At 33.3% G+C, this 13,940-nt stretch carries 11 protein-coding genes and 1 tRNA gene; 10 read left to right on the top strand and 2 right to left on the bottom strand.

Annotated features, from left to right (window positions below; genetic code table 11):
• Positions 1-181: 181 nt before the first annotated feature.
• A tRNA-Phe gene (locus tag ACGK9U_RS06685) sits at positions 182-254 on the bottom strand.
• A 181-nt stretch (positions 255-435) separates the two neighbouring features.
• Between ACGK9U_RS06685 and ACGK9U_RS06690 the strand changes: the two genes are divergently transcribed.
• From ACGK9U_RS06690 to ACGK9U_RS06735, 10 genes are all read left to right on the top strand, one after another.
• Positions 436-1,167 (top strand): type III pantothenate kinase, encoded by a 732-nt coding sequence (locus tag ACGK9U_RS06690; protein ID WP_394465595.1) that lies wholly within the window; start codon positions 436-438, stop codon positions 1,165-1,167.
• Positions 1,164-2,477 carry a hypothetical protein gene (locus ACGK9U_RS06695; RefSeq protein ID WP_394465596.1) on the top strand — a complete coding sequence of 438 codons (1,314 nt, stop codon included), beginning with the start codon at positions 1,164-1,166 and terminating at the stop codon, positions 2,475-2,477. The genes ACGK9U_RS06690 and ACGK9U_RS06695 overlap by 4 nt, the downstream gene beginning before the upstream one ends.
• An 18-nt stretch (positions 2,478-2,495) precedes the next feature.
• Positions 2,496-3,875 (top strand): tetratricopeptide repeat protein, encoded by a 1,380-nt coding sequence (locus tag ACGK9U_RS06700; RefSeq protein WP_394465597.1) that lies wholly within the window; start codon positions 2,496-2,498, stop codon positions 3,873-3,875.
• Positions 3,875-4,426: an LPS export ABC transporter periplasmic protein LptC gene (lptC, locus tag ACGK9U_RS06705; protein WP_394465598.1), complete on the top strand. Its 552-nt coding sequence runs from the start codon at positions 3,875-3,877 to the stop codon at positions 4,424-4,426. The genes ACGK9U_RS06700 and lptC overlap by 1 nt, the downstream gene beginning before the upstream one ends.
• 74 nt (positions 4,427-4,500) lie before the next feature.
• Positions 4,501-4,695 carry a hypothetical protein gene (locus ACGK9U_RS06710; RefSeq protein WP_394465599.1) on the top strand — a complete coding sequence of 65 codons (195 nt, stop codon included), beginning with the start codon at positions 4,501-4,503 and terminating at the stop codon, positions 4,693-4,695.
• Complete coding sequence (locus ACGK9U_RS06715; protein WP_394465600.1) at positions 4,696-5,985, top strand: hemolysin family protein; 1,290 nt, start codon at positions 4,696-4,698, stop codon at positions 5,983-5,985.
• A gap of 240 nt (positions 5,986-6,225) precedes the next feature.
• Positions 6,226-8,355 carry a SurA N-terminal domain-containing protein gene (locus tag ACGK9U_RS06720; protein WP_394465601.1) on the top strand — a complete coding sequence of 710 codons (2,130 nt, stop codon included), beginning with the start codon at positions 6,226-6,228 and terminating at the stop codon, positions 8,353-8,355.
• Positions 8,356-8,548: 193 nt separating this feature from the next.
• The gene (locus ACGK9U_RS06725; protein WP_394465602.1) at positions 8,549-9,487 is read left to right on the top strand and encodes a dihydrodipicolinate synthase family protein; all 939 of its coding nucleotides are present in this window, start codon (positions 8,549-8,551) and stop codon (positions 9,485-9,487) included.
• A gap of 94 nt (positions 9,488-9,581) precedes the next feature.
• A complete protein-coding gene (locus tag ACGK9U_RS06730) occupies positions 9,582-11,060 on the top strand; it encodes a sodium:solute symporter (RefSeq protein ID WP_394465603.1) in 1,479 nt (492 codons plus the stop codon).
• Positions 11,061-11,088: 28 nt separating this feature from the next.
• Positions 11,089-12,870 (top strand): L-fucose isomerase, encoded by a 1,782-nt coding sequence (locus tag ACGK9U_RS06735; RefSeq protein ID WP_394465604.1) that lies wholly within the window; start codon positions 11,089-11,091, stop codon positions 12,868-12,870.
• 131 nt (positions 12,871-13,001) lie between these two features.
• Here the strand turns inward: ACGK9U_RS06735 and ACGK9U_RS06740 are convergent, their stop codons facing one another.
• A complete protein-coding gene (locus tag ACGK9U_RS06740; protein WP_394465605.1) occupies positions 13,002-13,937 on the bottom strand; it encodes a GYDIA family GHMP kinase in 936 nt (311 codons plus the stop codon).
• Between the last annotated feature and the right edge of the window lie 3 nt (positions 13,938-13,940).

A 13,940-nucleotide genomic window follows, 5' to 3' on the forward strand; every position in this document is an offset into this window, starting at 1 on the left:
CCAACTTTTAAATGTGTTATTCGGTATTAGATTCAGAACTGAAATAAAAAAGTGGTTTTAAAAAGTTAATTTAATTGGGTTAAGTTAGGTCAAATAAGTGATTGTTGCCCCTAATGTTGTCCCTGTTAAAAACAAAAAACTCACAACTTTCTAATTAATAGATTGTTATGAGTTTTTAAAGTGGTACCTCCAGGAATCGAACCAGGGACACAAGGATTTTCAGTCCTTTGCTCTACCAACTGAGCTAAGGTACCTCGCCAAAGCGGTTGCAAATATATGTTGATTTTTGTTATTCCGCAAGATAAATTTGTGAAAAATGCATCTTGTTTTGTGTTTTTTTATTTCTAAAAACGCATGTGTTTTATAATCAATATAATAAGTTAAATAGAATTGTTATTATGTTTCGTTTTGTAAATTTGAATTTTTATAATTTCTATGAATTTAATAATTGATGTAGGTAATTCTTTTGTGAAATTGGCTGTTTTTAACGGGAATAGAATTGTGCATAAAGAAGTTGTTGAACTGGATTTCATTTTAGAGCGTATTAAAGCAGTTAAGCATGAGTTTAATGCTATAAAAAGGGCTATTATATCTTCGGTAGGCAGATTAAAAGAAACGGATGTTGAAATTATTGGTGCTTATTTCGATCTATTGATTTTAAGCGCAAACTTAAAACTGCCTTATAAAAGCTTGTACAAAACGCCTAAAACTTTAGGAGTTGATAGAATAGCGCTTGTAAGTGCATCAGTTAATCAATTCCCAAACAATAATGTACTTATTATTGATGCCGGAACGTGCATTACATATGATTTTATAACTGAAGACAACCATTACCTAGGTGGCGCTATTTCTCCGGGTTTGCGCATGCGGTATAAATCGTTGAATAATTTAACCGCGAATTTACCGTTATTAGATACGGCTTTGCCAAATAGTATTGTTGGTAATTCAACAGAAGCGTCCATTCACTCGGGTGTGGTATATGGCGTTTTAAAGGAAATTGATGGGATTATAGAAGATTATAAATTAAAATATACAGATTTAACAGTTATTTTAACAGGAGGTGATAGTAATTTCTTGTCTAAACAATTAAAAAGTAGCATATTTGCGACTTCTAATTTTCTGTTAGAAGGACTGAACTTTATTTTACAATTTAATTCAAACGAATGATTAAAAAACTTGTATTGGTTTTTATTGCAGTTTTTGCAATTAATAGTTACGGGCAAGAAGGAACGGCTTCACCATATTCTTTTTACGGAATTGGTAGCTTGAAATTTAAAGGAACAGTTGAAAACAGAAGCATGGGAGGTTTAAGTATTTATACCGATAGTATCCATGTTAATTTACGAAATCCTGCTGCATATGCTGGGAAAAACCTAGAGATGCTAAATGGAGAAAGCAGACCCGTAAAATTTGCGGTTGGAGGCACTTATTCAGACGTGAAATTAAAAAGTGATTCAGGGAGTGCAAAAGCAAGCGCAACAACATTCGATTATTTAGCCATGTCTATACCTATGGGGAAATTTGGCTTTGGCTTTGGGTTAATGCCATATACATCTGTTGGTTATAAATTAGAATCTGTTGATGATAATTTTGATGATGGCAGAAAATCAAGCAGATTTAGAGGAGAGGGAGGTCTTAATAAAGCGTTTTTAGGCTTAGGATATCAAATTACAGATGAATTAAGTGTTGGTATTGATGCTCATTATAACTTTGGAAATATTCAAAACAGTAATATCGCATTTATATATGATGATGATGGTAATGCGACGCAATATCAAACTAGAGAAAGTAACAGATCCGATTTAAGCGGCTTGAATATAAATTTAGGATTGTCATATAAAACCATGCTAAGTGAAAACTTAGAATTAGTTTCAGGTTTAACATATACGCCGCAAAGCAACCTTGCTTCAAAAAACGAACGATCTATTTCAACCATTATAATTTCATCTACTGGAAACGAAACCGTTTTCAATACAATAGAAACCGATTTAGAATCGTTAGGATTATTAGAGACAGACTTGGTGTTGCCTTCCAAGTTTTCGGTAGGAGCAGGGATAGGTAAGCCAAGAAAATGGTTTATAGGAATAGAATCGGAATATCAACAAACAAGTAATTTTTCAAACGATTTATACACAAGTACAGCTGTGAAATATGAAAATGCTTCTTCTGTATCTATTGGAGGGTTTTATATTCCGCAATACAATTCCTTTACAAGTTACTTTAAACGTGCTGTTTATAGAGCAGGTATACATTTTGAAAATACAGGTTTAAATATAGAAAACGAGTCAATAAACGAGTTTGGCATATCTTTTGGAGTAGGATTACCGGTTGGAAGTTTTTTCTCAAATGCTAACTTAGGTTTAGAGCTTGGAAAAAGAGGAACAACCAACAGTAATTTAATACAAGAGAATTTTATTAATTTTCAAATAAGTTTATCTTTGAACGATAGATGGTTTCAGAAAAGAAAATATGACTAACAGCGTAACATTATTATCATGAAAACAAAATTTACATTTTTACTAGCATTTTTATTTATAGGTTTAAATATAGGCTTTGCTCAAGACGAAGAAGCAATGACAAAACTGTCTATATTCCATGAATATGTTAAAGCTAAAAATTATGATGCAGCTTACCAACCTTGGATGGATGTAAGAACAAAATTTCCTAAATTCAACAATGCGATATATGTAGATGGTGAGAAAATTTTAACCCATAAAATTGAAAAAGCTACCGGAGCAGATAAGGTACCGTTTTTAAATGATTTAGTAAAACTTTGGGAAGAAAGAGGCGAGCATTTTCCAGAAAAAACACCTAAAGGTGAATATGGTGCGCAATCTTGTCAATTACTATATGATAATAGAGCATTATTAAATAAAACAAACGAAGAATTATACGCTTGTTTTGATGCTGTATATCAAGAAGATAAAGCAACATTTACAAACCCACAGAGTTTATATACTTACTTTTCTTTAATGGTAGATTTATTTGATGCAGGTAAAAAACCAGCAGAGGATTTATTTAATAAATATGATGATATCGTAGAGAAAGTTGAAGATGAAGTAAAAAACTACTCTGAAAGCTTAAATGTACTTATTGAGAAAGAAGAAGCTGGAACTGCGTTAACAAGTAAAGAAGGGCAATACAAAGCTTATTATGAAAGTTATTTAGCAGCCTACGATCAAATTGCTGCTGGTATTGATGAGAAAATGGGTACAAGAGCGAATTGTGAAATTTTAATTCCTTTATACCAAAAGAATTTTGAGGAAAACAAAGGAAATGCTGTTTGGTTACAAAGAGCAGCAGGTAAAATGTCTGAAAAAGATTGCACTGAAGATCCTTTGTTCTTTAAGTTAGTAAATGCTTATCATGATTTAAGCCCGTCAGCTAATTCAGCTTACTATTTAGGTATCTTAAAAGATAAAGAAGGGAAATCAAACGAAGCTATTGCTTTCTATAAACAAGCTATTGATTTAGAAACAGATAGTTTCAAGAAATCAAATCTTAACAATAAGATTGCATTAAAACTAAAAGCTAAAGGAAACTATGGACAAGCAAGAACCTTCTTTAGAGAAGCTTTAAGATTGAACCCGTCAAATGGTCGTCCTTATTTATCTATAGCTGCTATGTACGCAGCAAGTGCTAACAATTGTGGCGATACTAACTTTAATAAAAGAGCAGTTTACTGGTTAGCTGCAGATGAAGCACTTAAAGCAGGACGTGTAGATCCTAAATTATCGGGAGCAGCAGCACAATCTGCCGCTAGTTATCAAGCTAAAGCACCATCAAAATCTGAGATTTTTAGCGCTGGTAATTCCGGACAAACAATTACTATTGGTTGTTGGATTGGAGCTTCGGTTACAGTGCCAAAAATGTAATGAGAAAAATAAATTTACATAGAATACTAAACATAGTCACCATTTTTTTGGTGACTATGTTTTTTTCATGTAATGATAGTTTCAACCAAGTTCAAAAAATAGGGATTTCAGAAAATGAACCCATTGGAATTGCGGAAAACATCAATTTAAAGCATACCGATTCAGGAAAGGTAACGGCTAATTTGTTAAGTCCGAAGATGTTGGATTTTACTAACCGAGATTTTCCATATAACGAGTTTCCGGATGGTATTGTTTTGAATCTATATGATGAAAACAAAAAAAGCACTGTAGTTTCCGATTACGCCATTGTTTATGATAAAACCGACCTGCTGGATTTACAAGGAAATGTAGTAATTACAACTGCCGATAATAGAGTTTTAAAAACCGATCAATTGTTTTACGACCAGAAAAAGGAATGGCTTTTTACCAATAAACCCGTAACATTTAAAACAGAAACCGATATTATAAATGGCAATGGTTTCGATTCCAATTCAAAATTCACCAATGCCGAGGTACTGGAAGTAACCGGTATTATTACTGTTGAAGATTAATTTTTTCCAAAAATTGATTTAAAACGGTAGCTTCTTCAATTTTATTTATCTTTACAATTATTATATAAAAAGACATGAAATATTCTAAAATTTTTCAATACGCCTATTTGGTTTTCGCTGTACTATTTATTTATGATGGTATTGCAAAATTAAATGACGGTACAAATAGTGCTTACGTTTCATTTGGTTTAGCGGCTTTGGCTGTTTTTATGTATTTCTTTAGAAGAAAATTTGCTAAAAAATACGATAATAAAAACAATTCAAACTAAATGAGTGTTGATGTTGTTATCATTATTGTATCATTAATACTTTCTGCCTTCTTTTCGGGTATGGAGATAGCTTACATATCTTCAAATAAAATCCATATAGAAATTGAAAAAAAACAAGATGGTGTTCTGTCAAAGGTTTTAACAAAACTTACGGCAAAACCTTCAAAGTTTATTGCCACCATGCTTATTGGCAACAATATAGCTCTCGTAATTTATGGATTTTTTATGGGCGATCTGTTGGTAGATTGGTTTAAAACCTTGGTTCCAACCTCGTATGGTTTTTTAGATTTAATGCTAATCGATTTTAGCCTATTAACCCAAACCATAATTTCTACACTTGTTATTTTAATAACTGCCGAATTTTTCCCAAAAGTATTTTTTCAAATATACGCAAACTTGCTAATCAAAGCATTGGCAATTCCTGCGTACGGTTTTTATATGCTGTTTACGTTTATTTCAGATTTTGTAATTTGGATTTCGGACTTTGTACTGAAACACATCTTTAAAACTGAAGGCGACCAAATACAATTGGCCTTTACAAAGGTAGAATTGGGCAATTATATTAGCGAACAAATGGAGTCGGTTGAAGCGCATGAAGATGTAGATTCTGAAATACAAATTTTTCAAAATGCTTTAGAATTTTCTGAGCTTAAAGCTCGCGAAGTTATGGTGCCACGTACAGAAATAACAGCTGTTGAAATTAACGATTCCATTAAATCATTAAATGCTATTTTTACAGAAACGGGTTTTACAAAAATTTTGGTTTACAAAGATACCATAGACGATATTTTAGGTTACGTTCATTCTTTTGAACTGTTTAAAAAGCCTAAAAATATTAAAGCAATCTTGCTTCCTGTGGAATTTGTTCCAGAAACCGTACTTATAAAAGACGTACTTAATGTGCTTATTAAGAAAAGGAAAAGTATTGCGGTGGTTTTAGATGAATATGGAGGTACTTCGGGTATTATGACGGTGGAGGATATTGTTGAAGAACTTTTTGGTGAAATTGAAGATGAACACGATACGGTAGATTTAATTGAAGATAAAATTAACGAAAACACTTTTACATTTTCAGCACGATTGGAAGTTGATTATCTTAATGAAACCTACAAATTGAACCTTCCGGAAAGTGAAAATTATGAAACCTTAGGAGGATTGATTGTAAATCATACCGAAGAGATTCCTTTACAAAATGAAGTAGTTAAAATAGATAATTTCGGCTTTACTATTTTAGAAGTTTCAAACACCAAAATAGACCTTGTAGAACTAAAAATTTTAGACGAAGATTAGTTTTCTTTAATTTATGATTTACGAATTCAAAATAATTTCAAAAGGTATTTATGCCGAAAATCATAAGGTAAAAATCATGTATGATAATTTAAAAAACGTAATTCAAAAAACGTAATTCATAAATAAAAGAATAACGCTTTTATTATTAAACAGAAAATAGTATTTTCGCGCACAATATTTTGTCAACTAACCATTGGCAACCAACTTAACAACAGGTTTTTTTAAAAAAAATAATTTCAAATGGCAGTTTTAAATAAGATAAGACAACGTTCACTATTTTTAATCATTGTAATAGCGTTAGCGTTATTTTCTTTTGTATTAGCAGATTTGTTTAAAAGCGGTAGCTCGTTTTCATCAAGTTCTCAAAATATTGTTGCAACCATAAACGGGAAAGACATTACCCGTGAAGACTTTATGCAAAAAGTGGAAGCAGCACAACGTCAAGCAGGACCAAATGCTACGGGTTCACAAGTTATTAATCAAGTTTTTGAGCAAGAAGTAAGACTAGCCATTATGGAAAACCAGTTTGAAAAACTAGGTATTTCTATTGAAAAAGACCAAATGAGAGATTTGTTGAAAACTACTTTGGCTACAAGTCCAGAGTTTTTAAACGAAGCAGGTATGTTTGACGAAAATAAGCTAAACGAATACATTGCTAATTTAAAAGAAACATCTGCAGAAGGTTATCAAGGTTGGATTAACTACGAAAAATCTATTGCTTCAAATGCTTTGCAACAAAACTACTTTAACATGGTTAGAGCTGGTTTAACAGCAACACTTAAAGAAGGTGAGTTGGAGCATAAATTAGAAGGAAATAAAGTTGATATTCAATTTGTTCAAATTCCTTATTCTTCCATTGAAGATGATAAAATTAAGGTTTCAAGTTCTGATATTTCAGATTACATAAACAAGCACAAAAAACAATTTGAAGTAAAAGAATCTAGAGATATTAAGTTTGTTCAATTTAATGAAATGGCTTCTACAGAAGATGAAAACGCCATTAAAGCAAATTTACAGGGGCTTTTAAAAGACAAAGTAGAGTATAATGATGTGTCTAAAGCTGATGAAACAATTATTGGTTTTTTAAATACAACGAATAACGAAAGCTTTGTAAATGGAAATTCAGATATAAAATTTGATAATCGTTTTGTTTTCAAATCAGGTTTACCAGCAGTGGCTGCCGATAGTATTTATAAATTAAGTGAAGGTCAAACTTACGGACCTTATAAAGATAACGGGTATTTTAAAATATCTAAAATAGTTGCTGTTAAACAAATACCAGATTCGGCAAAAGTAAGACACATTTTAATTCCATTTATTGGATCTCAAAGTGCAGGACCAGAAGTTGTACAATCTGAAGCACAAGCTAAATCAACTGCCGATAGTTTATTAACAGTTCTAAAAGGAGATAAAAGTAAATTCTCTGAATTTGTAACTGAATATTCTTCAGACCAAGGTAGTGTAAACAATGAAGGGCGTTACGATTGGCATCCTTATAATTCTATGGTGCCAGAATTTAATGATTTTGAATTTGAAGGTAATGTAGGGGATTTAGGAGTAGTAAAAACAGTTTTTGGTTTTCATATTATAGAAATTGAAGGTCAAAAAGATAAGAAAAGAGCTTTAAAAGTTGCCACTTTAGCTAGAAGAATAGAACCATCTGAAGCTACTGTGGATAAAATTTTCAGAGACGCCTCTAATTTTGAACTTGCTGTTGAGAAAAAAGATTTTGAAGCAGCGGCTAAAGAGAAAAATTTCAAAGTACTTCCTGTAAATAGTTTAAAAGAATTAGACGAAAATATACCAGGTGTTGGAAGCCAAAGACCAATTGTTCGTTGGGCATTTGAAGACGACACTGAAGAAGGTGACATCAAACGTTTTAACGTGCCAAATGGTTATGTTATAGCGCAGTTGGTAGCAAAGCACGAAGAAGGATTAATGTCGGTTGAAGATGCGAAAGCAACTGTTATGCCTATAGTTCGCAATCAAAAGAAAGCAGAACTTATTAAAAGTAGAGCAAAAGCAACCGGTTTAGATGCTTTGGCTAAAGCTGAAAACACAACTGTAAGAACGGCTACCGATATTAATATGAAAAACCCAACGATAACCGGAGCTGGTAGAGAGCCGTTAGTAGTTGGTGCTGCTTTTGGATTGAAAGAAGGGCAAACATCTAAGTTAATAGAAGGTGCTAACGGTGTTTATATGATTAAAGTAACTAAAGTTAAGCCAGCTGCTAAATTAGATAACTATCAAGCGGTGGCTAACCGAGTAGCGCAACAGAAAGTAAACGTTGTATCGTCAAGGCTTTATAATGCTTTAAAAGAAGCTTCGGATATTGAAGATAATAGAGCTAAAAATCAAATACAATAATATAATTTCAAGAAGAAATTTTTCAATATAAAAAAAGGAACAAATTTAATTTGTTCCTTTTTTGTTTTAGAAAAGTCTTGTTTCACAAAAATGACGCGCTTATAAAATTGACCATCGATTAAAAATACCACTGTTTTATTATTAAATTATAAATCTTAGCTTTTAATTTAGATTTTTAAAAATAATAATCAGCATGTCATCAAAAACAAACAATATAGCAGTAGGAGGTATTATTCCGCCCATGGTAACACCATTGTTATCTGATAATCTTTCATTAGATGTAAAAGGCGTAAAAACCCTATTAGAACATATAATTGCTGGCGGTGTTCATGGTGTGTTCGTTTTAGGAACAACTGGAGAGTCAACAAGTTTGAGTTATAAAACCAGAGAGCAGCTTATTAATGAAAGCTGTAAGATTGTAAATGGTAGAATTCCTGTTTTTGTTGGAATTACCGATACATCTATTGAGGAAAGTTTGCAATTAGCATCTGTTGCAAAAAAGGCAGGAGCTTCCTATGTAGTGGCTACACCTCCTTATTATTATGGGTTGGGTCAGGAAGAATTATATAAATATTATTGGAAACTTGCAGATTTACTTCCTTTGCCGCTTTTTCTTTACAATATGCCTTCGCATACCAAAATAAATATTGATGTAAAAACAGTTGTTCGTTTGTCTGAGCATCCCAATATTGTAGGTTTAAAGGATAGTTCAGCAAATACCGTATATTTTCAAAATTTATGTTTTTTACTCAAATCAAAACCAAGTTTTTTACTAATTGTTGGTCCAGAAGAAATTACTGCCGAAACCATTTTAATGGGAGGAAAAGGGGGCGTTAACGGAGGTGCTAATATGTTTCCCAAACTTTATGTAGCTTTATACAATGCAGCCATCGCTAAAGATTTAGCAAGAATTGAAGTTTTGCAAAGTTTGGTTATGGATGTCACAACAAGTATTTATACATTGGGTTCTTATGGGTCTAGTTATCTTAAAGGTGTTAAAGGTGCTTTAGCTACTTTAGGGATTATTCAGCCTTATATTGCACCACCATTCAGTTGTTTTGATGAAAAGGAAATGAATGAAGTTGTTAAAAATATTAAAAGAATTGAAATTAAACTGGATAAAGTATTGTAATACTATTACAGTTTAAAACTAACCACTTTAAACTATTTTTAATTGCCCAAATTTTGTATAATTCGAGCCTGCGTAACTAAGTAAAACTAAGTTAATGAATACTATTGATCTCATCGTTTTTTTTCTTTACATAGGTGGTATTGCACTTTTTGGAGGCTCTTTCTTTAAAAAAAACAGAACATCTTCATCGTATACCATAGGTAATAACGATATACCAAGTTGGGTAGTAACTATGTCTATTTTTGCAACTTTTGTAAGTAGTATCAGTTATCTAGCGTTACCAGGAAATGCGTTTCAGTCTAACTGGAATGCCCTAGTATTTAGTTTGTCACTTCCTATAGCCACTCTTATTGCGGTTAAATATTTTGTACCATTATATCGAAAAATTAATAGTCCATCTGCTTATACTTTTATGGAGCAGCGTTTTGGGCCTTGGGCACGGATTTATGTCTCTATTTGTTATTTATTAACCCAATTGATGCGTATTGGTACTATTTTGTATTTGCTTGCATTAACCTTAAATGCCATAACAGGTTGGGATATTGCTACTATAATTGTGTTTACGGGATTAATTGTAGCGGTTTATTCCATGTTAGGAGGTATCACTGCGGTACTTTGGACCGATGCCATTCAAGGTATAATTTTAATAGTAGGCGCGTTGGTTTGTATAGCCTATATGCTTTATAGTATGCCCGAAGGTCCTTCCCAAATATTTGCGATAGCCTCAGAAAACAATAAATTTAGTTTAGGAAGTTTCGATTTAGACTTGTCGAAGCCAACTTTTTGGGTGGTTTTAGTTTATGGCGTTTTTATCAATTTACAAAACTTCGGAATTGATCAAAATTATGTACAGCGTTATATGATTTTAAAGTCGGATAAAGAAGCCCAACGTTCGGCATTAATTGGAGGGTTGATATATTTGCCAATATCGGCATTGTTTCTTTTTATAGGAACGGCGCTTTATGGTTATTACCATTCTGCAGCAACACTACCTGTAGAACTGCAAGATTTAGCAAAAGGAGACCGTGTGTTTCCGTATTTTATTGTGAATGCACTGCCTGCTGGAATAACAGGTTTAATGATTGCGTCCATTTTCGCAGCAGGTATGAGTACCATTTCTACCAGTTTCAATAGTTCTGCTACGGTATTTCTAACCGATTATTATAACAAATATTTCAAACAAGATGCGAGCGACAAACAACGTATGAAAGTGCTTTATACATCTTCATTAATAATAAGTATCATAGGAATTGGTATTGGAATTGCTATGATAAACGTAAAAAGCGCATTGGATGCTTGGTGGAAATTGTCGTCTATTTTTAGTGGTGGTATGTTAGGGTTATTTCTTTTAGGAGCTTTTTCAAAAACCAGGTATGTGAAAGGCGCTATTATAGGAATGATTACAGGGATATTGGTTATTTTATGGTTGACTTTTTCCGAAACCATTTTCGGAAAAGACTCTTTAGGAGCATCATTTCACACTTACTTAACTATTGTGTTTGGTACAATTGCCATTTTTCTGGTAGGTTTTTTAGTATCGATGCTGATGCAACCTAAAAAACAATCATCTTAAATTTTAATATTGAATAAACTAAATAAAAATGAATTTTAAAAACTTAATAGGGCAATTGCCTAAAATAGGAATACGTCCTGTAATTGACGGCAGATTGGATGGCGTTAGAGAATCGCTTGAAGTTTCTACTATGAATATGGCAAAAATAGCTGCTGATTTCTTATCTAAAAACTTAAGACACGCCGATGGCAGTCCAGTGGAATGTGTTATTTCAGATACTTGTATTGGAGGTGTTGCCGAAGCAGCAGCGTCTGCCGATAAATTTTCAAAAGAAGGTGTTGGCGTAAGTTTAACGGTAACTCCATGTTGGTGTTATGGTAGTGAAACTATTGATATGGATCCATTAATTCCAAAAGCCATCTGGGGTTTTAACGGTACCGAGCGTCCTGGAGCTGTGTATTTAGCTGCGGCTTTGGCGGGACATAACCAAAAAGGTATTCCTGCTTTTGGTATTTACGGTCGCGATGTACAAGATAGTAACGACACCAGTATTCCTGAAGATGTTCAAGAAAAGTTATTGCTTTTTGGAAAAGCAGGATTAGCGGTAGCTACCATGAAAGGTAAATCATATTTATCAATGGGTTCGGTGTCTATGGGAATTGCGGGTTCTATACTAGATCCTAATTTTTTCGAAAGTTACTTAGGAATGCGTTGTGAAAATATCGATATGTCTGAATTCATCCGTAGAATTGAACAAGAAATTTACGATAAAGATGAATATGAAAAAGCTTTAGCATGGACAAAATCAAAATGTAAAGAAGGTAAAAATTACAATCCAACTGAAAAAGTAAAATCACGTGAAGCTCTAGATAAAGACTGGGAATTTGTGGTAAAAATGGCATTAATTGGTCGCGATTTAATGATTGGGAATCCAAAACTAAAAGAAATAGGTTATGCCGAAGAAGCTCTAGGTAGAAATGCTATTTCTGGCGGTTTCCAAGGGCAACGTCAATGGACAGACCATTTCCCAAATGGTGATTTTATGGAAGCTATTTTAACCTCGTCTTTCGATTGGAATGGCATCCGTCAACCCTTTATGTTCGCTACCGAAAACGATAGTTTAAACGGTATTTCCATGTTGTTCGGACATTTATTAACGGGTGCAGCACAAATTTTTAGTGATGTACGTACCTACTGGAGTCCCGAAGCTGTAAAACGCGTTACAGGTCATATCCTTACAGGAGATGCTGCAAACGGGTTTATTCATCTTATAAATTCAGGGGCTTCTGCTTTAGACGGCACAGGGCAACAAACCATAAATGGCAAACCGGCCATGAAACCCTGGTGGGATATCACCGAAAATGAAGTTGAAAAATGTTTAGAAAACACCACTTGGGGCCCAGGCATGCTAGAATATTTTAGAGGTGGCGGTTATTCATCAACCTTTAAAACCAAAGGGGGCATGCCAGTTACCATGTGTCGAATTAATATTGTAAAAGGCATTGGTCCGGTGTTGCAAATAGCAGAAGGCAAAACCATCGAACTTCCAGAAGATGTGCATAATACTATTAATGAGCGTACCAATCCTACATGGCCAACCACTTGGTTTGTGCCTAACTTAACGGGTAAAGGTGCGTTTAAAGATGTGTATAGTGTTATGGCAAATTGGGGCGCCAACCACGGTGCGTTTACGTATGGACACATTGGAGCCGATTTAATAACCCTAGCATCTATGTTGCGTATTCCTGTAAATATGCACAATGTTAATGAAGATAAAATTTTCCGTCCAAGTGCGTGGGCATCGTTTGGTATGGACAAAGAATCATCCGATTATAGGGCATGTGCTACATATAAAGCACTTTATGGATAAATAGTTTTTGGGGCGTTACCACAAGGGTCGGGCTTTACACTGTGTCTTTTTTTCGTGCCTCAAAAAAGGATGCCGTTTCAATCCCTAACGCAACTAAAAAAAAGCGGCTTCAATTTTTTGAAGCCGCTTTTTTAGTTTGATAAAATCATATTATCATAAGGAATCACAACGTCAAACCCTTTATCTTTAAAATAAGCAGTTGGGTTTTCTTCCGAAGTTGCCAAAGCAAAATCGCCTCCCCAGGCACCTAAACTTTTTACACTTCCGTTATAATCATTAAATAAAAGTGATTTAACGGTTTGTTGTTTGATGATTTTTGAAATAATAGTTTCATGATGGATTATTAAAGAGTCAAAATCCATTAAATTAGTACATTCAATCATTTTATTGGTTATGTCGTTAATTTCGGAAACAGCAGAAGTAATGTTACCTTTATTTGATTTGTAATTGGCAATACCATCACGACTGTTTTGCTTTTGGTTTAAATACACAAAGTATAAACAATCCTTAAACTTTGGTTTAAAATTAACTGAATTTATTTTCCTTTTGTCACCTTGAGCGCAGTCGAAAGGTTGTAATTGATATGTTATTGGTAAATTGTTTTGCGCACAAGCAATATCATAACCACTACCGCCAAACGTTTTATCTAATAATTTATAAGCATCAACATGTGCCCAATTTGCTACGTTGTTTATTAAGGTAGAAGAAGTTCCCAAGCCCCAATTTTTTGGAAAGGTTAGTTTTGTTGAAATTTTAAAACCATTTGTTGTGTTTAAAAAATCAGGATTTAGTGTTTTGGTTGCATTTAATATTTGTATGATCCTTTTTGAAATCTCTTCGTCATGCTGAACTTGTTTCAACATCATATTAGTATCTAATTCAAAACTATCTTCAAACCAAATGTTACCATTTTCATCAAAACTCTTCCAAATAATTTTAGATTCGTTTATGGCTTCAATATCTAATGATTGTCCAAATTTTGTCGGTAACGCAAGTGATAACGCGCCATCAAGCACTACATATTCGCCTGTAATTAAAAGTTTTCCGTTACTGTAAAAATTCTGCATTCG

Origin of the sequence: Mariniflexile sp. HNIBRBA6329, assembly GCF_043558645.1 — a bacterium.
Classification (GTDB): domain Bacteria; phylum Bacteroidota; class Bacteroidia; order Flavobacteriales; family Flavobacteriaceae; genus Mariniflexile.